The following is a 20,187-nucleotide window of genomic DNA, read 5'->3' on the forward strand; positions in this document are numbered from 1 at the left end:
CCTGATATCGGATCGATATATATCAAAACAATATAGCTCGGTAAAATAAACAGGCCGCGCCCGGCGAAATTGCTGCGGCTGGCAAGCCCTGCGTCCGTACGGATCCATTTTGCTGTTCTTGCGATGGTTCGCCGCGCCGGTTTCGCCATTTGGCCCATTGCCGAGCTGTCAAAGCTGGCGCATGCTCGACAGGTGACTTCCGGTTTCCCGCTGGGGTCACGCAAAAACAAGACATCGGCGAACCGGTGTTTCCCTGTGCGACCAGACCCGGATCTGGAGGTCCCCTGATGAAGACTGACCTGCCGTTGCTTCAGCGCCATATCGAGCGCGTCCTGCCGGAAAATCCGCTGTTCCGTCTGCTTGCCATCAATGGCGCGGTCGGCGTTCTCGTCTCCCTGCTTGTTCTGGTCGGGCTGCTCGTCAGCAATGCGGCCGGCCTGCGCGATCTCATCGTCAATGCCGATGATCCGGTTGTCCCGATAGTGCTGCTTGGCTTTGGCCTCATCATCACCTTGGGCTCCGCTGTCATGGGTACCGCGATCATGTCGCTGCCCTCCGACGAGGACACGGGCTCCGGTCGCCGGGACCGCATCGAGGGCGAGCTGATCCCGATCCGCGTGCACGCCACCGTGCGCCGCCCGCTGCCTCGCGACTGACCCCGCGCATCTGCGTCTTGCCAAAGCCGCGCGGGTCAGGTTCCATAGCCTGAATTTGCAGAAGGAATTCAGGCGTATGGACGCATCCTACCCCCGTGACATGGTCGGCTACGGCCGTGCCATTCCCCATCCGCACTGGCCGGGCGAAGCCAATGTGGCGGTGCAGTTCGTCGTCAACTACGAGGAAGGCGGCGAGAACAACATCCTGCATGGCGATGCGGCCTCCGAGGCCTTCCTGTCCGAGATCGTCGGGGCACAGCCCTGGCCGGGCAAGCGCCACTGGAACATGGAATCCATCTACGAATACGGCTCGCGCGCCGGCTTCTGGCGGCTGTGGCGCATGTTCACCAGCCGCAACATCCCCGTCACCGTCTATGGCGTCGCGACCGCGCTCGCCCGCAATCCGGACGTGGTCGCGGCCATGAAGGAGGCCGACTGGGAAATCGCCTCGCACGGCCTCAAGTGGGTCGAGCACGCCGACATGCCGGAGGAGGTGGAGCGCGCCCAGATCCTCGAGGCCATCCGCCTGCATGAGGAGGTGACCGGTTCGCGCCCGATGGGCTGGTACACCGGCCGCTGCTCCATGAACACCCGCCGCCTCGTCATGGAAACCGGCGGTTTCCTCTATGACAGCGACAGCTACGCCGACGATCTGCCCTATTGGGTCGAGGGCCCGAACGGGCCGCATCTGGTCATTCCCTACACGCTCGACGCCAACGACATGCGCTTCGCCACGCCCCAGGGCTTCAACACCGGCGACCACTTCTTCGACTATCTCAAGGACAGCTTCGACACGCTCTACCGCGAGGGCGAGGAGGGCAGCCCGAAGATGATGTCGATCGGCCTGCATTGCCGCCTCGTCGGACGTCCGGGCCGGGCGGCCGCGCTCGCCCGCTTCCTCGACTATGTCGCCGGCCACGACAAGGTCTGGCTCACCCGCCGCATCGACATCGCCTGGCACTGGCACGCCCACCACTCCGCCGGGTGAGGGCATTTGATGTGGCTTTGGGCGGTTCATGCCGGATCGCCCGGCCCATATCCTCCAAACCCTGAGCCCGCCATGCCGTCGCCCGCGTCCCTTCCCAGTTACCACCTCTACGGCGAGACCGAGGGCGCGGCGGAGTTTGACTTCTTCCACATCGAGACCATCCGCGCCCGCTCCCGGGCGCTCGGCTGGCAGCTCGAGCCCCATGCCCACGCCCATCTGGCCCAGGTGCTGCACATCACGCGGGGCGGCGGGCGGCTGGTGGAGGAGGGCGGCGAGCGCGAGATCCGCCCCGGCGGCCTCTGCTTCACCCCGCCGCACACGCTGCATGGCTGGAGCTTCCAGCCCGACACCGAGGGCTATGTGGTCTCCTTCACGCCCGACTATCTCGTCTCCGGCGGCACCACCCGCTCGGAGGCCGAGCAGCGCGCGCTGACCTCCAGTGGCAACACGCTGATCCATCCCGAGTCCGATGGTGCCCGCCTCGGCTTCTACTGCGCCGAGATGGCGGCCGAGTTCGACACCGGTCGCCGCCGCCGCGCCCTGTTCCGCCCGCTCGTTGCCCTGACGCTCCTGGTGCTGTTTCCCGGCGAAGGCCCCGCCGTTGCCCCCGATGCCGCGCCCGGTTTTTCCCTGTTCCGCTTTCGCCAGCTGGTCGAGGAGCGCTACCGCCAGGACTGGAACGCCGAGCCCTATGCCGAGGCCATGGGCCTCACCGTGCAGCGGCTCAACCGCTACAGCCGCCTGTTCATCGGCCGCACCGCGCCCCAGGCGGTGCGCGAGCGTCTCATCATCGAGGCGCGCCGCCTGCTCGCCTTTTCCGGTCTGAGCGTGTCCCAGGTCGCCTATGAGCTGGGCTTCGAGGATCCGGCCTATTTCTCCCGTGTCTTCCGCAAGGAGACCGGCGAGGCCCCGGCCGATTTCCGCGCCCGCCACCGCGACGACGGCCCAGCCTGACGGGGCTGACCAGAGGCGAGCGAGCGGCCAACATTAACGATGTTTTAACAATTTGAGTTAATTTCGCGTTAAAGGCGTGGGTTTGGCGGCGTGCCTGCGTTAATCAATTGGGCAGGAGACGAACTGACCGGACCGCCTGCGCATGAGCCGCCTGCTGACCCTGACGCCCCGCTATGCCGGGATCTATCTGACCGCGATCAATCTGATGCTCGTCGGCTGGCTGGTCGGGCTTGATCCGCGCGCGGTGAGCGATGTTGCCCACACCGTCGTCCCCTCGGTGGTCGGGCAGGAGACGCTCCAGCTCTCCGCCTCGCGCCTCATCCCCTTCAGCGAGCTGTGCCCGCCCTGCACCCGCCTCGTGCGCGATGTGATCGCCTTTGACCGCCAGATCACCGCCGATGCGCAAGCCTACATGACCAGCCTGCTGTCCACTGCACAGGCCGATACTGCAATGGCAGACCCGGCAAGTTCCGAGGCTTCGGTTCAGTAGGGCAATCCGGCGTAGTTCTCCGCAAGGCTCGTCTGCGCCGCCTGCGATCCGGCGAGATAATCCATCTCCGCCTGCTGCATCCGTGCGTCGAAGGTGCCTTCCTCTGGAAACTGATGTAACAGCCGCGTCATCCACCAGGAGAAGCGCTCCGCCTTCCAGATCCGTGCCAGCGCCCGCGCCGAATAGGCATCGACCCCGGCCTCGGACTTCTCCCTGTAGAACTCGATCAGGCCTTCCGAGAGATAGTGGATGTCTGAGGCGGCCAGATTGAGCCCCTTTGCCCCCGTCGGCGGCACGATATGGCCCGCATCCCCGGCCAGGAACAGCCGGCCGAAGCGCAGCGGTTCGGCGACGAAGCTGCGCAAGGGGGCAATGCTCTTCTCGATCGACGGTCCCGTCGTCATCCGTGCGGCCGCCTCCTCGCCCAGCCGGCGCTTCAGCTCGTCCCAGATCGCCGCATCCGGCCAGGCCTCCAGCGGCGTGTCGAGCGGCACCTGGATGTAGTAGCGCGACAGGCTGTGCGAGCGCATCGAGGCCAGCGCGAAGCCGCGCGGATGGTTGGCATAGATCAGCTCGTGGTCCACCGGCGGCACATGCGCCAGGATGCCGAGCCAGCCGAAAGGATAGACCTTCTCGTAGTCGGTGATCGCCCCCTTGGGCACGCTCGCCCGCGCCACGCCATGATAGCCGTCGCAGCCACAGATGAAGTCGCAGGCGATCTCCCGCGTCACCCCGTCCTGCACATAGGTCACCCGCGGCTGGTCGCCGTCGAAGTCGAGCGGCGTCACCGCCTCGGCCTCGTAAATGACCTGTGCGCCCCGCGCGTCATGCGCCTGCATCAGGTCCCGCGTCACCTCGGTCTGGCCATAGACCATGACGCTGCGCCCGGTCAGCCGCATCAGGTCAATCCTGAGGGCCGTCTCGCCCACGGCAAGGCGGAAGCCGTCATGCGGCAGCCCGATCTCGTGCATCCGCTGGCCGAGGCCAGCCCGCTCCAGCATGTCCACCATGCCCTGTTCCAGCACGCCGGCGCGGATGCGCGACAGCACATAGTCGGCGCTCTTGCGCTCCAGCACCACGCAATCGATGCCGTTCAGATGCAGAAGCTGCGACAGCAGCAGGCCCGACGGCCCGGCTCCAATGATGACGACCTGCGTGCGCACGGGGATCTCCTCCTCACCCGGCCGCCCCTCCGCCGCCGGTGAAGGCCACTCTCTCCCATGCGCTGTTCTGCCTGAATGGACGATCCGGGCATTCGCTTGGACAATTTCGCCGGCGATGCCCGCCTGGCTTCTGACTCATTTCCTGAAGCGCCTGACTCAGTTTCGCAACCATCGGACTCACCACATCAACTTGCCAAAGCTGCTGCGGAAACAGCGTCTTGTCCAATGAAACGGAATCGGATTGTGACCCGGCTGAATCAATTTGCGAGGCCGCTCAAGTGGATCAGATGACGGCGGCAACCGGATCCGGCAGACTGGATCGGATCGTGTCACATGGTTGGTCGCAAGGGAAGGGGGACCGGATGAGCCGGATCACGGATGGAACCCGGACGCGGGCCAAGGACCTGCGCCGCGACCAGACCTTTCAGGAACGCGCCCTCTGGCCGCATCTTCGCGCCCTGAAAGCGCAAGGCCTTCATGTCCGCCGGCAAGCTCCCATCGGCCCCTACATCGCCGACTTCGCCCTCTTGTCCCATCGCCTCGTCATCGAGATTGATGGCGACAGCCACGGCGCCCCCGGCCAGTCCCGCCACGATGCCACCCGCGACCAGTGGCTCGCATCCCAGGGCTTCACCGTCTGGCGCTTTTCCGCCCGCGACGTCGAACACAATCTGGAAGGCGTCGTCGAAACCATCCTCCTGCGCCTTGGATTGTTTGGCCCGGAGAATGATTGACGTTTGAACCCTTTGTTTTCCGCAGAGCCCCCCACCCCCGACCCTACCGGGGTCGAGCCTCGGGTCTCGCCCCGCCTTCGGCCCCCACGAGGGGGAGGGGAGCAGAAGCGCCGAGCCCGGGTTTCCTGCCACGTCGAATTCAGAATATTGGTGTCGGCGATTATGGCGTCACGGCAAAGCCTCTCCGCCCCCCTCCCCCTGGTGGGGAGGGGTTAGGGGTGGGGGGGAGTCCCACGCTCCAGCCTCTATGCAAGGACGCAGCACGCCAACCCAGAGGCACTCTCTATCGCTGAACCGTTCCGCCCCGCCGAGCCCCCCACCCCCACCCCCAACCCCTCCCCACGAGGGGGAGGGGAGCAGAAGCGCCGTGCCTTGATCTCCCACGAATTCGAAACCAGAGTGTTGGTCTCGGCCTGCCTTCGCCCCCATGGCACAGCCTCTCCGCCCCCCTCCCCCTGGTGGGGAGGGGTTAGGGGGGGTACCCCGCCCAGTGCCATGAGTTTGGTTGAACAGAATTTCGGCTCGTTAGAACACGAACCTCGAAAACCTACTAGACCCCGCCGATCTCCAGCCCCAATTCACCCCCGCCTCAATGCCTCCAGCGCCCGGCCAATCAGCGCATCGGCCGCGCCCAAATGCCGGGCGGGGTCCTTGAGGCTGTCCCAGTCGATCGGGGCGGACGCCTTCGTGCGCAGGACGTCGATGAGGTTCTGGCCGGAGGTAAGCGCCTCGGCGCAGGCGGTCTTGACGAGGGCTTGCGCCGCGCTGCGCGGCATGTGGTCGGCGAGGGCGAAGCTGGCGGCCTCGGCCAGCATCAGGCCTTGTGCTGCCTCGAAGGTCGCGCGCATGGCCGCTTCGTTGACGCTGAGGCCGGCAACAAGGTCGGCCGCCGTGGCAAGGGCAGCGCCCGTCTGCAGCAGCATGTCGGGCAGGTGCAGCTGTTCGATCAGCCAGGCCGCACCGCTGCGCTCCTGTTCGGCAAGGGCTGCCTGATTGAGCACGCCGGCAAGACCACCGGTGCTGCGGGCGAGCGCGATCAGCACTTCGGCCGCCACCGGATTGGCCTTGTTCGGCATGGTCGAGGAGCCGCCCGCCCCGGCAAGGCTGACCTCGCCGATCTCGTTCTGGGCGAGCAGCACCACATCTTGGCCCATCTTGCCGAGACTGCCGGTGATGAGCGCCAGCAGGCTGCCCAGTTCCAGCATCGTGTCGCGCGCGGTGTGCCAGGGCAGGGCCAGGGTCGTCAGCTTCAGCCGGGCGGCGAGCCGCGCCTCGACGGCGAGCGCCTCAGGCCCGAGTGCCGCCAGATTGCCCGAGGCCCCGCCGAGCGAGACGGCGAGCAGCCGGGGGCGCAGCTCGGCGAGCCGGTCGAGATGGCGCGTCAGCGGCAGCACCCAGCCTGCGACCTTGAGACCGAAGCTCGTCGGCGTTGCCTGTTGCATCCGCGTGCGCGCGGCAATCGGCGTTGCCCGGTGCGCTTCGGCCAGCGCGCCAAGCGCAAGGGCGAGCGCTTTCAGCCGCGTCTCGAACAGATCGAGGATCCGGGCAAGACGCAGCACCAGCGCGGTGTCGACGATGTCCTGGCTGGTCGCGCCCCAATGGACATAGCCGGCATCCTCCGCCGGCACCGCCTGGCGCAGGGCGGCAACGAGGGCGGGAACGGGGACGCCGTCGCGCCCCATCCCTGCCTTGAGCGCCTCAAGGTCCGGCGTCAGGAGCCGGGCGGCGTCGGCAATCCGCGCCGCCGCCTCCGCCGGGATCAGGCCGCAGTCGGCCTCCGCCAGCGCCAGTGCCGCTTCCACCTCCAGTAGGGCCGCGACCTCGGCCGTCGCCCCGAGCAGGGCTTCGGTCTCTGGATCGCGGATCAGTCCGGCGAGGAGGCAATCGCGGCTTGGGGACATGGCTCAGACCGCCTCGATGGCGATGGCGATGCCCTGGCCGACGCCGATGCACATGGTGGCCAGCGCCAGCTTGCCGCCGCGCTGCTTCAGCTCCAGTGCTGCCGTGCCGGTGATGCGGGCGCCCGATGCGCCAAGCGGATGGCCGAGGGCGATGGCGCCGCCGTTCGGGTTCACCTGCGGCGCATCGTCGGCAAGACCGAGATCGCGCAGCACGGCAAGGCCCTGCGAGGCGAAGGCCTCGTTCAGCTCGATCACGTCGAAGCTGGCGGGCGACAGGCCGAGCCGGGCGCAGAGCTTGCGCGTCGCCGGGGCCGGGCCGATGCCCATGATGCGCGGCGGCACGCCGGCGGTTGCCCCGCCAAGCACGCGGGCAATCGGCGTCAGGCCGTATTTCTCCACCGCCGCGCGCGAGGCAAGGATCAGCGCCGCCGAGCCGTCGTTGACGCCGGACGCATTGCCGGCCGTCACGGAGCCACCGTCGCGGAACGGCGCCTTCAGCTTGGCAAGGCCGTCCAGCGTGGTGTCGGCGCGCGGGTGCTCGTCCTTGTCGATCAGGATCGGATCGCCCTTGCGCTGGCTGATCGAGACGGGGACGATTTCCCTGGCGAGCCGGCCATTCTCCTGGGCGGCGACGGCCTTCTGCTGGCTCCGGAGCGCAAAGGCGTCCTGGTCGGCGCGGGAGATGTTGAATTCGGTGGCGACGTTCTCGGCCGTCTCGGGCATCGAGTCGATGCCATACTGCTTCTTCATCAAGGGGTTGACGAAGCGCCAGCCGATCGTGGTGTCGTGGATCTCGGCATGGCGCGAAAAGGCGGTGTCGGCCTTCGGCATGACGAAGGGCGCGCGCGACATGCTTTCCACGCCGCCGGCGATCATGATCTCGGCCTCGCCGCACTTGATGGCGCGGGCTGCCGTGATCACCGCATCCATGCCGGAGCCGCAGAGCCGGTTCATGGTGGTGCCCGGGACGGTGTCGGGCAGGCCGGCCAGCAGGGCGGCCATGCGGGCGACGTTGCGGTTGTCCTCGCCCGCCTGGTTGGCGCAGCCGTAGATCACCTCGTCCAGCACGGCCCAGTCCACATCCGGATTGCGCGCCATCAGCGCGGCGATCGGCACGGCCGCCAGATCGTCGGCGCGCACGCCGGACAGGCTGCCGCCAAACCGGCCGATCGGGCTGCGCACATAGTCGCAGATGAAGACATCACGCATCAGAACCTCCTCCATGGGCAGCCTTGGTGCGCGCATGCAGGTCGCGCAGCACCTCAAGCTCCTCTTGCGTCGGGGCAGGGGTCTCGCCCACCTCCGCCGCGAATCTGGCTTTCCAGCCGACCGTATCCGCGACCATCTCGCGGGTCACGCCCGGATGAAGCGAGGTGACCGTGAATTCTTTCGTTTCGGCGTCCGGTTGCCAGATGGCCAAATCGGTGATCAGCCGGGTCGGACCCTTGGTGGTCACGCCATGATCGGCCCGGTCCGTGCCGCCCTTGCCGTGGCCCAGCGAGGTGACGAAGTCGAGCTTCTCGACGAAGCCGCGGTTCGACTGTTTCATGGTGATGAAGATCTCGCGGCAGGAGATCGCGATCTCCGGCGCCCCGCCGCCACCGGGCAGGCGCACCTTCGGCTTCTCGTAGCTGCCGACGACGGTGGTGTTGAGGTTGCCGAAGCGGTCGATCTGCGCCCCGCCGAGAAAGCCGATGGTGATCCGCCCGCCCTGCAGCCAGTAGCGGAACATCTCCGGCACCGACACGGTGCAGAGCGCCGTCTCGCAAAGTTCGCCATCACCGATGGACAGGGGCAGCACGTTCGGCGCGGTGCCGATGGTGCCGCTCTCGTAGATGAGGGTGATGTCCGGCGCATGGGTCAGCCGGGCGAGGTTGCAGGCCGCCGAGGGGGCACCGATGCCGACGAAGCAGACATCGTCGTTGGTCAGCGCGCGGGCAGCGGCGATGGTCATCATCTCGGTCGGGGTAAAGCTGGTCATCTTACGCGTCTCCCGTCTTGAGGAGCGGGGCAACCCGGCCGGCGAACACGTCGGGGCCGGCATTGGTCACGTTTTGGGTCATCCAGGTCAGGAAATTGTCGCGGTCTGACGCGATCTTGTCCCATTCGATATAGGCGGCGTTGTCGCGCGGATAGACGCCCTGCACATAGGAGGGATGCGCCCCGCCGGGCACCTTCACCACCGAGGTGACGGTCCAGGACGGCAGGATGCAGGCATTGGGGCTGGGGCTTGCGAGGTCGTCGACGATCTCCTCGACGGTCACGATGGCGCGCCTGGCCGCCAGCACGGCTTCCTTCTGCACCCCGACAATTCCCTCCAGCAGCACGTTGCCCTTCCGGTCGGCCCGCTGGGCATGGATCACGGTCACGTCCGGCCGGAGTGCCGGAACGGCCGCCAGTTCCTCGCCGGTGAAGGGGCACTTGACGAAGCGGATGTTGGGGTTGACCCGCGTCAGCTCCGCGCCGCGATAGCCGCGGAAGATGGCGCAGGGCAGGCCCGACGCGCCCGCCTCATAGGCATTGGCCATGGCCGCGTGGCTGTGCTCCTCGATCTCGATCGGGTGCGGCCAGCCGTTCTCCACCGCATCGCGCAAGCGGCGCAGGAGGCCGACGCCCGGGTTGCCGGCGAAGGAGAAGATCAGCTTCTTCACGCAGCCCATGCCGATCAGCTGGTCGTAGATCATGTCCGGCGTCATCCGGATCACGGTCAGATCCTTGCGCCCCTGACGGATCACCTCATGCGCGGCCGCATGCGGGATGAGATGGGTAAAGCCTTCAAATGCAACGGAATCTCCGTCGTGGATGTTCTCCGCAACGGCGTCGTGCAGGGACTGGATTTTCGCCATGGCTGGTCGCTTCAGCTCTTCGGATCAAGTGAAAATGGGGAAGGGGCCAGGTGGTGGGAAACCGGTCCCGGCAGGGCGGTCAGATGTCGAAGAAGACGGTTTCCCGATCGCCCTGGAGATGGATGTCGAAGCGGTAGACAAGGCCGTCCGGCGTTTCCTGCCGCTCCGCGATCAGCGTCTTGCGGCGGACCTCCTGCTCGATCAGGCGCAGCACCGGGTCATTCGCGTTGGCGCTCTCTTCATCAGAGAAGTAAAGCCTTGTATTCAAACCGATATTGATGCCGCGCGCGACGATCCAGAGGCTGATGTGCGGGGCCTGGGGCCGGCCGTCGCGCCAGGGCACCGAACCCGGCTTAATGGTGTCGAGGAGGAAGACGCCGGTGTCGAAATCCGAACAGGAGCGGCCCCAGCCGCGAAAGTCCGGGTCGAGCGCCTTGGTCTGGGTGTCGTCCGGATGGTTGAACCGGCCCTCGCTGTTGGCCTGCCAGCTCTCGACCAGCACGTCGCGCACCGGCGTGCCCGTGCCATCCAGCACCCGGCCCTCGATGCGGATGCGGGTGCCGCGTGTCTGAGGTCCTGCAACCACATGCGAGAAATTCTTCTCGAAAATGTCGAAGCCGGCGGCGGCCGGTGCGAGACCGATATGGACATAAGGGCCGGCCGTCTGGCTGGTCGTCTCGGAGAGATAGTTGAGCGGCTGCACCATGGTCAGTTTCCTTCCAGCCGGTTCTCGAACAGGGTGGACCGCCGCCCGCGCAGGACGATGTCGAACTTGTAGGCGCGGCAGTCGAGCGGCACAGTGGCGCGCAGGTCCAGCGGCGCGATCAGGCGCTTGATCGCCTCGGGATCCGGGATCGTCTTGACGATCGGGCAGACGTCGATGAGCGGATCGCCCTCGAAATACATCTGGGTGATCAGGCGCTGGGTGAAGGAGCGGCCGAAGATCGAGAAGTGGATATGGGCCGGACGCCAGCTGTTGACATAGTTGCGCCAGGGATACGGGCCCGGCTTGATCGTGCGGAAGTAGTAATAGCCGTTCTCGTCCGTCAGGCAGCGGCCGCAGCCGCCGAAATTCGGGTCGATCGGGGCGAGATAAGTGTCCTTCTTGTGCCGGTAGCGGCCGCCCGCATTGGCCTGCCAGAATTCGACCAGCGTGTGCGGCACCCCGCGCCCGTTCTCGTCCAGCACCCGGCCATGCACGATGATGCGCTCGCCGATGGGCTCGCCGGTCTTGGCGTAGTTGAGGATCAGATCGTTATCGAGCGGGCCGAGGTCATCGGCGGTGAACACCGGGCCAGTGATCTCGCCGATGCCCTGCTCCAGTGACAGAAGCGCCTTCTGCGGCGAGCGCGTGACCGAGGTCTTGTAGATCGGGGTGAAGGCTGGCGGATGCACAGTGAGATCGCGCTGGTAATAGTCGCCCTCGCGCGGCCCTGCAGGGCGGTTGGTGCCGAAGCTGCTCACGGCTGCTCTCCCTTGTGGCGAACGGCGTCGCCGTCCTCAGGTTCCCTCATTTCGTCGTCCAGCCGACCTGCCGCAGCCAGCGTGTCGCGGGCAATGCGGAAGGCCGTGTTGGCAGCCGGAACCCCGGCATAGATGGCCACATGCATCAAGGCTTCGCGAATGTCGCGGGCCGAGGCACCGGTGTTGGCGGTGGCCCTGACATGCATCGCCAGTTCCTCATGATGGCCGAGCCCGGCCAGAAGCGCGATGGTGACGAGGCTGCGTTCGCGCCGGGTCAGCGTGTCATCGCTCCACACCGTTCCCCAGGCGCTCTCCACGATCAGGGTCTGAAAGTCGGCGTCGAAGGGGGTCATGCTGGCAATCGAGCGGTCGACATGGGCGTCGCCCAGCACGGCGCGTCGCGTGGTCATGCCGGTGGCATGGCGCGACCCGGGCGAGCGGACCTTGGGGGCAGCGGGCACGGGGTCAGACAACGGCGGTCTCCTCAAGAAAGGCATCCAGGGCGGCGCAGAAGGCATCCGGGGTCTCGATGCAGGGCAGGTGGCCTGCGCCGGCGATCAGGATGAAGCGGGCGTCCCGTATTAGCCGGGCCGTGGCCTCGACGAGGGCCGGCGGCGTGGCACCGTCCTCGCTGCCCGCAATCACCAGCGTTGGCATCGGCAGCTGCGATGTGCTGTGGGTCAGGTCAGCGGCGGCAAGGGCGGCACAGGTGGCGAGATATCCTTGGCGCGGCGTGCGCGTCAGCATCGCGCGCCAGCCGGCAAGCGCGACGGGCTCTGCCTTGCGGAAGGCGGCCGAAAACCAGCGCTCCAGGATCGGATCTGCAATTGCCTCGATCCCGCCTGCCTCGATCAGGCGGATGCGGTCCTGCCATGTCTCGGCCGTGCCGATGCGGGCGGCGGTGTTGCTGAGAACAAGCGCCGGCACCTTGTCCGGATGACGGGCCGCAAAGCCCTGCGCCACAAGGCCGCCTACCGACAGGCCGACGGGAATGCTGCGGTCAACGCCAAGCTGCGCGAGTGCCGCCGCAAGGTCATCGACCAGATCGTTGATGGAGTAGGGGCCTTCGGGACATTCGGAGAGGCCATGGCCGCGTGCATCGTGCCGGATGACGCGCATGCGGCCCTTCAGGTGATCTGCGACCGCATCCCAGCTGCGCAGGTCGGTTCCAAGCGAATTGCACAGCACGACTGCCGGCAAGTCCGTCTCGCCGCTGTCGTCCACATGCAAGGCCAGACCGTTCGCCGCGATCATGCGCATTGTTTGTTCCTTGGGGCTCCCGGCTGATGCGGTGTCCGATCAGCCTGTTCTTGTGCTTGCCCCATATTTCATCCATGCTTCGGTTATGTAAAATGAGAAATCAGGTCATTTGTATAACCGAAGGGAATGAAAGTGATCGATCCGCGGGTGAAATACCGGCACATCCAGTGCTTCCTCGAGGTCGCGCGCCTGCGCAGCCTGGTGAAGGCGGCAGAGGAATTGTCGATCACCCAGCCCGCCGTATCCAAGACCCTGCGCGAGCTGGAGGAGATTCTCGAGGTTCGACTGTTTGACCGTTCCCGCAAGGGCGTGGTGCTGACGCAGTTCGGCGAGGTGCTGCTTCACTACGCCGGCGCCAGTCTGGCGGCGTTGAAGCAGGGGCTGGACAGCGTGGCTCAGGCGCGCATGTCGGGAGAGTCCTATCTCAACATCGGCGTGCTGCCGAGCGTGGCGGCGCGAATCGTGCCGACAGCGGTGCAGCGGTTCCTCGCCGAAAGCGTTGAGACCACCCTGACGCTGATCACCGGGCCGAACACGTTCCTGCTCAGCCGGCTTCGGTTGGGGGAACTGGATCTGGTGGTCGGTCGCCTGGCTGACCCGGAACAGATGGCAGGCCTGTCCTTCACCCATCTCTATTCGGAGAGTGTGTCGTTCGTGGTGCGCAAGGGGCATCCGTTGCTTGATCGCAAGCCGCTCGATGTTCGACGTCTGGCCGATCATGTTGTGCTCTATCCGACGCAGGAGGCGATCATCCGGCCTTATGTGGAGCGCCTGCTCATCGCAGCCGGCGTCACCAATCTGCCGCGCCGCGTCGAGACGATCTCCAACACCTTCGGCCGCAGCTTTACCCTCGACACCGATGCGGTGTGGATCATTTCATCCGGTGTGGTTTCGCGCGATGTCGCAGCGGGCGATTTGGTCGAATTGCCGATCGAGACCACGGGCACGACCGGGCCGGTGGGGTTGACGACACGGGCTGACACAGCACCGACACCAGCCCTTGTCATGTTGCAGGGCTGCCTGCGGTTCGCTGCGGACAAGGCGGCGGTTCGTTTGTGATCTGGGAGCAAAGCTGCATAACCACAAGTTATTCAGCTTCGATAATTGTTCATTTTACATAACGAAAGTGGGTGGGTAGCGTGAGGATCAGACCCTTGTCCGACAGGAGGAGCGGCACGCATGTGCCGACTGACGGCAGGGGCAACGCAGGGGCGCGGTCCGCTGGCCCCTCAACACAGGGAGGACCACAGATGAAGCGTATTCTCGCAATGGCGACCGGGCTGGTCACTGCTTCGATGATGATCGCCAGCGCCTCGGCGCAGGAAGTCAAATTGACACTGCACCATTTTCTCGGGCCAAAGGCCCCGGCTCAGACCCAGATGCTGGAGCCCTGGGCCAAGAGCGTTGAGGAAGCCTCTGGCGGCCGGATCAAGGTCGAGATCTTCCCGTCCATGTCGCTCGGCGGCAAGCCGCCGGAACTGTACCGTCAGGTCCGTGACGGCGTTGTCGATATCGTCTGGACCGTGCTCGGCTACACGCCCGGGACGTTCCCGCGCAGCGAAGTGTTTGAACTGCCAACCGTGCATAAGGGCTCAGCAATGCAGACGACGATTGCGCTGACCGGCGCGTTCGACATGGTAGCCGAGGACTTCAAGGACGTGAAGCCGATCCTGCTGCATACCCATGGTGGGCAGGCGTTCCACATGGTGAGCAAGCCGATCCGCAAGCCTGAAGATCTGACCGGCCTGAAAGTCAGGACGCCTTCGCGCACTGGCGGCTGGACCATCGAGGCCTATGGCGCTGAACCGGTTGGCATGCCGGTGCCGGAAGTGCCGGAGGCCTTGTCCAAGGGCGTGCTCGATGGCACGCTTGTTCCGTTCGAGATTTTCCCGGCCCTCAAGCTGCAGGAACTGACGCAGTATTCCACGGAAGGCGCAGGGGGGACGCGTTTTGGCACGTCCACCTTCATGATCGCCATGAACAAGGACCGCTATGACAGCCTGCCGGACGATCTGAAGAAGGTGATCGATGATCATTCCATGGGCAATATCGCCGCCAAATACGGTGCTGTCTGGGATGGCATCGAGAATGGCGGCAAGGACCTGCGCAAGTCCAAGGGCGAGCTGATCGAGCTGACAGCGGAAGAAACCAAGGCCTTTGACGACAAGGGGCAGGTTGTGGTTGATCGCTGGATCAAGGAAGCGTCCGGCGCAGGTCTCGATGCGGCGGCGATGGTCGAAAAGGCCCGCGCGCTCGTGATCGAAGCCCCGGCCAAGTAAGTTGCATCAACTGACAGCGGCCGGGAACGCGATCCGTTTCCGGCCGCTTGCCTTCTGCGCTCTCAGGGGACTGCAGAGTGCCCGTGGGGAGGGCACCTGAGACACTATCCATGGAGGTGGCATGATTTCCCTGCTGCGCAAAGCCACAGCGGCCTGGGCCCTTCTTGGCGGCCTGTTCATCCTCGCCATTGTCCTCGTCACGACGATCAATGTCTCCGCCTTCACAGCCAACCGGATTGCCGGGCTCTTTGGCTCTTCCGTTGCCGGCATTTCCGGTTATGAGGACTTCGTTCGGCTGGCGATCAGCGTCGCGGCGCTGTCCTTCATCCCCTACTGCCAGCTGAAGCGCGGGCATGTGGTGGTCGACCTCTTCGTGCAGTCGCTGCCGAAAGTCGTTCGCGCCGGGCTGGACAAGCTCTGGCTGCTGACCATGGGGTGCATCGCCGTGTTCCTGGCCTACTGGATGTGGATCGGCCTGAACGAGACGATGGGCGACCAGACGCGCACGGCCATTCTCGGCTGGCAGGAATGGCCCTGGTACGGGCCTGGTGTTGTTTCGATGATCCTGTGGGCGCTGGTCTGCGTGATGCAGCTTTTCGAGGGGGAAGCCCGTGGGTGAGGCAGAACTGATCGGCCTGGTCGGCCTTGGCCTGTTGTTCGGGCTCCTGATTTTGCGCGTGCCGGTTGGTCTGGCCATGATCCTCGTCGGCATCGGCGGCATGTTCGCCCTGTCGCTGGCCCTGCCGCATGTTCGGTTCGAGCCTTACATCAAGCAGTTCAAGTCGCTGCTGTGGACCAACATGGCAAGCTATGACCTCTCGGTCGTACCCTTGTTCGTGTTCATGGGCTATCTCGCCAGTCACGCCAATCTCAGCCGCGACCTGTTCCAGGGCATGAATGCGCTGATGGGCCGGGTGAGGGGCGGTGTGGCGATCTCGGCCATTGGGGCTTGTGCCGGCTTTGGTGCGGTCTGCGGCTCGTCACTGGCCACAGCCTCCACCATGGGCCGGGTGGCGCTGCCGGAGCTCCGGCGGCTCAACTATTCGCCGCGACTGGCCACCGGCACGCTGGCGGCGGGCGGCACCCTCGGCATTCTCATTCCGCCCTCGGTCGCACTGGTCATCTATGCGGTGATCGTGGAGGCCTCGATCATCGAGATGTTCCGGGCGGCGGTCATTCCCGGCTTTATCGCCGTTGTCGCCTTCATAGCGGTCATTGCGATCCAGGTCAGGCTCAATCCGTCGCTCGCGCCCGTGGCAGCCGCCATGCCGCGTGAGGAGCGCAACCGCGCGCTGTTGCGCCTCATTCCGGTGATCCTGATCTTCGGCTCGATCATCCTCGGCCTCGGCATCGGCCTGTTCACGCCGACGCCGGCAGCGGCCATCGGCGTGTTCGTCATTCTCGTCTACGGCTTCGCCCAGCGGCTGTGGGGCGCGGAAGGGCTGACGGTCGGCAAGACCAAGAATGCCATGCTGGAAACGGCCGTCACCAGCGGCATGATCTATTTCATCCTGTTCGGGGCCGAGGTGGTGAAGGGCTTCTTCACCCGCGCCGGACTTCCTTCGGGTCTGGCGGAATGGGCTGGCAGCAGCGGCCTCGACCCCTGGGTCGTACTGATCGCCATCCTGATCATCCTCGTCATCCTTGGCTGCTTCATGGAAAGCCTCGCGATGATCCTCGTCATGGTGCCGTTCTTCTGGCCGGTGCTGATCGATCTCAACGGCGGTGACTACGTCACGGCTGCGACGGCGGCCTATGGCCTGTCAGCGGACGAGCTGAAGATCTGGTTCGGCATCCTGACATTGATCGTGGTGGAGCTGGGGCTGATCACGCCGCCGGTCGGGCTCAATGTCTTCATCATCAACGCGCTCGCCAAGGACGTGCCGATGACCGAGACCTTCAAGGGGGTGATGCCCTTCTTCGGCATGGAGATCGTGCGTGTTGGGCTTTTGCTGCTGTTCCCGGCGATCGTGCTGTTCATTCCAAGGTTCTTCGGCTAGCCCATTCCTCGACCGACAGCACAAGCTGCATCCATCAACGCCCCGGGGTCTCAGGCCATCCGGGGCGTTGACGCATTGATGCAAAGCATTTGCGGGAGGAGGGCTGGATTCCCGGCAGGGATCTGCGGCCATCCGGGGCGATTGATCCCCTGCCGAAGGGATTTCTCCGCTTGGCGAGAAAAACGAACCGGAAAAGCCGTTCCTCCCAAAAGCCCGCAAAACCGTTTCTTATGTGAACCGGCCCGCTTTTGTAGGGTTGCGCCATGATCGCCCCAGCCGCCGAACCGCGGTGAGACCCCGGGGCGCGAGGGAAGAAGTGGCGCATGTCTGATCGGCTCAGCAATCTCCGGCGGCTTGAAGCGGAGAGCATTCACATCATCCGCGAGGTGGCGGCCGAATTCCGCAACCCGGTGATGCTCTATTCCATCGGCAAGGATTCGTCGGTCATGCTGCATCTGGCGATGAAGGCCTTCTATCCTTCGAAGCCGCCTTTCCCGCTGATGCATGTCGATACAGGTTGGAAGTTCCGCGAGATGATCTCCTTCCGCGACGAGACCGTGAAGCGGCTCGGGCTGGACCTGATCATCCACTCCAATCCGGAAGGCCTTGCCCAGGGCATCAACCCGTTTGATCACGGCTCGTCGGTCCACACCCATGTGATGAAAACCGAGGCGCTGAAGCAGGCGCTGACCAAGTACGGCTTCGACGCGGCCTTCGGCGGCGCGCGCCGGGATGAGGAAAAGAGCCGCGCCAAGGAGCGTGTCTTCTCCTTCCGCACCGCCTCGCACACCTGGGACCCGAAGAACCAGCGTCCGGAACTGTGGAACCTCTACAACGCCCGGGTGGCCAAAGGGGAATCCATCCGCGCCTTCCCGCTGTCCAACTGGACCGAGCTGGACATCTGGCAGTACATCCTGGCCGAGAACATCCCGATGGTGCCGCTCTACTACGCTGCCCCGCGTCCGGTGGTCGAGCGCGATGGCATGCTGATCATGGTCGACGATGACCGGATGAAGATCCGCCCCGGCGAGACCGTCGAGGAGAAGATGGTCCGCTTCCGCACCCTTGGCTGCTACCCGCTCACCGGTGCCATCGAGTCCGATGCCGCGACCCTGCCGGCCATCCTGCGCGAGATGCTGATTGCCCGCACCTCCGAGCGCTCCGGTCGCCTGATTGACCACGACGACGCCGCCTCGATGGAAAAGAAGAAGCGCGAAGGATACTTCTGATCATGGATTTCACGGATCACCTCGCCTCCGAAGAGGTTGTGCTCGATTACATCCGCGCGCAGCAGAACAAGGACCAGCTCCGCTTTCTGACTTGCGGCAGCGTCGATGACGGCAAGTCGACCCTGATCGGCCGGCTGCTCTATGACACCAAGCTGATCTTCGAGGACCAGCTTGCCGCACTTGAGCGCGACAGCCGCCGGCATGGCACGGTTGGCGAGGACATTGACCTGGCGCTGCTGGTCGATGGCCTTGAGGCCGAGCGCGAGCAGGGCATCACCATCGACGTCGCCTATCGTTTCTTCGCCACGGACAAGCGCAAGTTCATCGTTGCCGACACGCCTGGCCACGAGCAGTACACCCGCAACATGGCGACCGGTGCCTCCACCGCCGATCTCGCCGTGCTGCTGGTCGATGCCCGCCACGGGCTGATGACCCAGACGCGCCGTCATGCCTTCATCGCCTCGCTGCTTGGCATCCGGCACATCGTTCTTGCGGTGAACAAGATCGACCTCGTTGATTTCTCGCAGGAGCGCTTCGACGAGATCGAGCGCGATTTTGCCGCGCTCGGCGGCAACTTCCGCTTCGAGACGGTGGTCGCGGTGCCGATGTCTGCCCGCTATGGAGACAATGTCACCAGCCGCTCGGGCCGCATGCCCTGGTATCAGGGGCCGACGCTGCTTGAGCACCTGGAGACCGTTGACGTCGGCGAGAAGGAAACGGCCGCCGAGTTCCGTTTCCCGGTCCAGTGGGTCAACCGTCCGAACCTCGACTTCCGCGGCTATTCCGGCACGCTCGCCAGCGGCCTCGTCACCGTCGGCAGCAACGTGACGGTGGCCGCCTCGGGCAAGAGCTCGACGGTTACCCGCATCGTCAACGGCTTCTCTGACGTGGACAGCGCGAAGGCAGGGGAGGCGGTCACGCTGGTCTTGCGCGACGAGATCGACATTTCCCGCGGCGACGTGCTGTCGCGCTCCGACGAGCGCCCGGCGGTGGCTGACAGCCTGTCGGCGCATGTGATCTGGATGGCCGATGCGGCCCTGCTGCCGGGCCGCTCTTATCTGCTTAAGATCGGCACAAGGACCGTGACGGCCACGCTGACGGCGCTGGCGCACAAGATCAACGTCAACACCTTCGAGGAAGCCCCGGCTGAAACGCTGGCGCTCAACGAGATTGCGCTCGCCGAATTCAGCCTGTCCGCACCGATTGCGCTTGATCCCTATCGCGCGAACCGCACCACCGGCTCGTTCATCCTGATCGACCGGATGAGCAATGCCACGGTCGGCGCCGGCATGGTGGTGAAGGCGGAGCGGCGGGCCAGCAACATCCACTGGCAGGCGCTGGACGTTGACAAGGAAGCCCGGGCCGAAAGCCTGCGGCAGAAGCCGGCGGTGCTATGGTTCACCGGCCTGTCCGGCTCCGGCAAGTCGACCATCGCCTCCATCGTGGAAAAGAAGCTGCACCTGGAAGGCCGCCACACCTATGTGCTCGACGGCGACAACATCCGCCATGGCCTCAACAAGGACCTCGGCTTCTCTGACGCCGACCGGGTGGAGAACATCCGCCGTGTCGCGGAGGTCTCCCGGCTCTTCGTGGATGCCGGCCTGATCGTGCTCGTGTCCTTCATCTCGCCGTTCCGCACTGAGCGACAGATGGCGCGCGAGCTGCTGGGGGAGGGCGAGTTCGTCGAGATCTTTGTCGACACGCCCATCGACGAATGCCGCAAGCGCGACCCGAAGGGTCTCTACGCCAAAGCGGATGCCGGGCAAATCGCCAATTTCACCGGCATCGACAGCCCTTATGAAGCGCCCGAGACGCCGGAACTGCAGGTGGCGACCGTCGGCCGCGATCCGGAAGCGGCAGCCGAGGACGTGCTCAACCACCTTCGCCGCGCCGGCATCATCGCCGCCAACGGTTATGTCTTCGGCGGCGAGGGCATCTGACCGCTTATCGAATGTGAAGTGAACCGCCCGGCTGTGAGGCTGGGCGATGCGTTGACGTCGGGAAGTCCAACGATGTCACCCCGGGCGCAGCGTAGCGCAGACCCGGGGCCCACTCGTTTGCAGAGCAGCGGAGTTTGGCACGGTGGCACCACAGGCTGCGGCGAAGTTTGGATGCCTATCGCAGCGCTGCGGCGCTCGCCGCACCGCTCCGGAAGCGAGTGGGCCCCGGCTCTCGCGTTGCTCGGCCGGGGTGACACGGAGCGGGGGATGGCGCGCGGGTGTC

At 65.3% G+C, this 20,187-nt stretch carries 20 protein-coding genes; 11 read left to right on the forward strand and 9 right to left on the reverse strand.

Annotated features, from left to right (window positions below; translation table 11 throughout):
- Positions 1-287 precede the first annotated feature (287 nt).
- The 4 genes from C8348_RS04630 (at position 288) to C8348_RS04645 (ending at position 3,088) form a co-directional block, all read left to right on the forward strand.
- Positions 288-656 (forward strand): hypothetical protein, encoded by a 369-nt coding sequence (locus C8348_RS04630; RefSeq protein ID WP_106752118.1) that lies wholly within the window; start codon positions 288-290, stop codon positions 654-656.
- Between the two features lie 76 nt (positions 657-732).
- The gene (puuE, locus tag C8348_RS04635) at positions 733-1,644 is read left to right on the forward strand and encodes an allantoinase PuuE (RefSeq protein ID WP_106752119.1); all 912 of its coding nucleotides are present in this window, start codon (positions 733-735) and stop codon (positions 1,642-1,644) included.
- A 72-nt stretch (positions 1,645-1,716) separates the two neighbouring features.
- Complete coding sequence (locus C8348_RS04640) at positions 1,717-2,598, forward strand: helix-turn-helix domain-containing protein (protein ID WP_106752120.1); 882 nt, start codon at positions 1,717-1,719, stop codon at positions 2,596-2,598.
- A gap of 142 nt (positions 2,599-2,740) precedes the next feature.
- Positions 2,741-3,088, forward strand: a complete 348-nt coding sequence (locus C8348_RS04645; protein WP_106752121.1) for a hypothetical protein — start codon at positions 2,741-2,743, stop codon at positions 3,086-3,088.
- Here the strand turns inward: C8348_RS04645 and pobA are convergent.
- A complete protein-coding gene (gene pobA / locus C8348_RS04650; protein WP_106752122.1) occupies positions 3,082-4,251 on the reverse strand; it encodes a 4-hydroxybenzoate 3-monooxygenase in 1,170 nt (389 codons plus the stop codon). The two genes, C8348_RS04645 and pobA, sit on opposite strands and share 7 nt — an antisense overlap.
- 362 nt (positions 4,252-4,613) lie before the next feature.
- Between pobA and C8348_RS04655 the strand changes: the two genes are divergently transcribed.
- A complete protein-coding gene (locus tag C8348_RS04655) occupies positions 4,614-4,985 on the forward strand; it encodes an endonuclease domain-containing protein (protein WP_106752123.1) in 372 nt (123 codons plus the stop codon).
- Between the two features lie 578 nt (positions 4,986-5,563).
- Here C8348_RS04655 and pcaB read toward each other — a convergent pair.
- From pcaB to pcaD, 8 genes are all read right to left on the reverse strand, one after another.
- Positions 5,564-6,886 (reverse strand): 3-carboxy-cis,cis-muconate cycloisomerase, encoded by a 1,323-nt coding sequence (gene pcaB / locus C8348_RS04660; protein WP_106752124.1) that lies wholly within the window; start codon positions 6,884-6,886, stop codon positions 5,564-5,566.
- Positions 6,887-6,889: 3 nt separating this feature from the next.
- Positions 6,890-8,095 carry a 3-oxoadipyl-CoA thiolase gene (pcaF, locus tag C8348_RS04665; RefSeq protein WP_106752125.1) on the reverse strand — a complete coding sequence of 402 codons (1,206 nt, stop codon included), beginning with the start codon at positions 8,093-8,095 and terminating at the stop codon, positions 6,890-6,892.
- Positions 8,088-8,867: a CoA-transferase subunit beta gene (locus C8348_RS04670; RefSeq protein ID WP_106752126.1), complete on the reverse strand. Its 780-nt coding sequence runs from the start codon at positions 8,865-8,867 to the stop codon at positions 8,088-8,090. Before C8348_RS04670 ends, pcaF begins: the two co-directional genes overlap by 8 nt.
- Position 8,868: 1 nt before the next feature.
- The gene (locus C8348_RS04675; RefSeq protein ID WP_106752127.1) at positions 8,869-9,732 is read right to left on the reverse strand and encodes a CoA transferase subunit A; all 864 of its coding nucleotides are present in this window, start codon (positions 9,730-9,732) and stop codon (positions 8,869-8,871) included.
- 79 nt (positions 9,733-9,811) lie between these two features.
- Entirely contained in the window at positions 9,812-10,438 is a 627-nt protein-coding gene (gene pcaG, locus C8348_RS04680) for a protocatechuate 3,4-dioxygenase subunit alpha (protein WP_106752128.1), read from the reverse strand.
- Between the two features lie 2 nt (positions 10,439-10,440).
- Positions 10,441-11,196: a protocatechuate 3,4-dioxygenase subunit beta gene (gene pcaH / locus C8348_RS04685; protein WP_106752129.1), complete on the reverse strand. Its 756-nt coding sequence runs from the start codon at positions 11,194-11,196 to the stop codon at positions 10,441-10,443.
- Complete coding sequence (pcaC, locus tag C8348_RS04690) at positions 11,193-11,606, reverse strand: 4-carboxymuconolactone decarboxylase (protein WP_244293944.1); 414 nt, start codon at positions 11,604-11,606, stop codon at positions 11,193-11,195. The genes pcaH and pcaC overlap by 4 nt, the downstream gene beginning before the upstream one ends.
- A gap of 55 nt (positions 11,607-11,661) precedes the next feature.
- Positions 11,662-12,456 (reverse strand): 3-oxoadipate enol-lactonase, encoded by a 795-nt coding sequence (gene pcaD / locus C8348_RS04695; protein ID WP_198646932.1) that lies wholly within the window; start codon positions 12,454-12,456, stop codon positions 11,662-11,664.
- A 132-nt stretch (positions 12,457-12,588) separates the two neighbouring features.
- Here pcaD and pcaQ point away from each other — a divergent pair, with 132 nt between their 5' ends.
- The 6 genes from pcaQ (at position 12,589) to cysN (ending at position 19,904) form a co-directional block, all read left to right on the forward strand.
- Positions 12,589-13,515, forward strand: coding sequence for a pca operon transcription factor PcaQ (pcaQ, locus tag C8348_RS04700; RefSeq protein ID WP_106752419.1), 927 nt, complete (start codon positions 12,589-12,591; stop codon positions 13,513-13,515).
- Positions 13,516-13,706: 191 nt separating this feature from the next.
- Positions 13,707-14,735 carry a TRAP transporter substrate-binding protein gene (locus C8348_RS04705; protein WP_106752131.1) on the forward strand — a complete coding sequence of 343 codons (1,029 nt, stop codon included), beginning with the start codon at positions 13,707-13,709 and terminating at the stop codon, positions 14,733-14,735.
- A gap of 121 nt (positions 14,736-14,856) precedes the next feature.
- A complete protein-coding gene (locus C8348_RS04710; RefSeq protein WP_106752132.1) occupies positions 14,857-15,354 on the forward strand; it encodes a TRAP transporter small permease in 498 nt (165 codons plus the stop codon).
- Positions 15,347-16,735 carry a TRAP transporter large permease gene (locus C8348_RS04715; protein ID WP_106752133.1) on the forward strand — a complete coding sequence of 463 codons (1,389 nt, stop codon included), beginning with the start codon at positions 15,347-15,349 and terminating at the stop codon, positions 16,733-16,735. The genes C8348_RS04710 and C8348_RS04715 overlap by 8 nt, the downstream gene beginning before the upstream one ends.
- A gap of 323 nt (positions 16,736-17,058) precedes the next feature.
- Positions 17,059-17,964 (forward strand): sulfate adenylyltransferase subunit CysD, encoded by a 906-nt coding sequence (gene cysD / locus C8348_RS04720; protein WP_106752134.1) that lies wholly within the window; start codon positions 17,059-17,061, stop codon positions 17,962-17,964.
- A gap of 2 nt (positions 17,965-17,966) precedes the next feature.
- Complete coding sequence (gene cysN, locus C8348_RS04725; protein WP_106752135.1) at positions 17,967-19,904, forward strand: sulfate adenylyltransferase subunit CysN; 1,938 nt, start codon at positions 17,967-17,969, stop codon at positions 19,902-19,904.
- Positions 19,905-20,187: the final 283 nt, after the last annotated feature.

Origin of the sequence: Pannonibacter carbonis (genome assembly GCF_003012935.1) — a bacterium.
Classification (GTDB): Bacteria; Pseudomonadota; Alphaproteobacteria; order Rhizobiales; family Stappiaceae; genus Pannonibacter; species Pannonibacter carbonis.

Coding starts and splice junctions, on each gene's coding strand:
- C8348_RS04710 (WP_106752132.1), top strand. CDS start 14,857: ATGATTTCCCTGCTGCGCAAAGCCACAGCGGCCTGGGCCCTTCTTGGC.
- C8348_RS04630 (WP_106752118.1), top strand. CDS start 288: ATGAAGACTGACCTGCCGTTGCTTCAGCGCCATATCGAGCGCGTCCTG.
- C8348_RS04705 (WP_106752131.1), top strand. CDS start 13,707: ATGAAGCGTATTCTCGCAATGGCGACCGGGCTGGTCACTGCTTCGATG.
- pcaD (WP_198646932.1), bottom strand. CDS start 12,456: ATGCGCATGATCGCGGCGAACGGTCTGGCCTTGCATGTGGACGACAGC.
- cysN (WP_106752135.1), top strand. CDS start 17,967: ATGGATTTCACGGATCACCTCGCCTCCGAAGAGGTTGTGCTCGATTAC.
- pcaG (WP_106752128.1), bottom strand. CDS start 10,438: ATGGTGCAGCCGCTCAACTATCTCTCCGAGACGACCAGCCAGACGGCC.
- pcaB (WP_106752124.1), bottom strand. CDS start 6,886: ATGTCCCCAAGCCGCGATTGCCTCCTCGCCGGACTGATCCGCGATCCA.
- C8348_RS04670 (WP_106752126.1), bottom strand. CDS start 8,867: ATGACCAGCTTTACCCCGACCGAGATGATGACCATCGCCGCTGCCCGC.
- C8348_RS04640 (WP_106752120.1), top strand. CDS start 1,717: ATGCCGTCGCCCGCGTCCCTTCCCAGTTACCACCTCTACGGCGAGACC.
- C8348_RS04675 (WP_106752127.1), bottom strand. CDS start 9,732: ATGGCGAAAATCCAGTCCCTGCACGACGCCGTTGCGGAGAACATCCAC.
- puuE (WP_106752119.1), top strand. CDS start 733: ATGGACGCATCCTACCCCCGTGACATGGTCGGCTACGGCCGTGCCATT.
- C8348_RS04655 (WP_106752123.1), top strand. CDS start 4,614: ATGAGCCGGATCACGGATGGAACCCGGACGCGGGCCAAGGACCTGCGC.
- pcaC (WP_244293944.1), bottom strand. CDS start 11,606: ATGACCACGCGACGCGCCGTGCTGGGCGACGCCCATGTCGACCGCTCG.
- cysD (WP_106752134.1), top strand. CDS start 17,059: ATGTCTGATCGGCTCAGCAATCTCCGGCGGCTTGAAGCGGAGAGCATT.
- pcaF (WP_106752125.1), bottom strand. CDS start 8,095: ATGCGTGATGTCTTCATCTGCGACTATGTGCGCAGCCCGATCGGCCGG.
- C8348_RS04645 (WP_106752121.1), top strand. CDS start 2,741: ATGAGCCGCCTGCTGACCCTGACGCCCCGCTATGCCGGGATCTATCTG.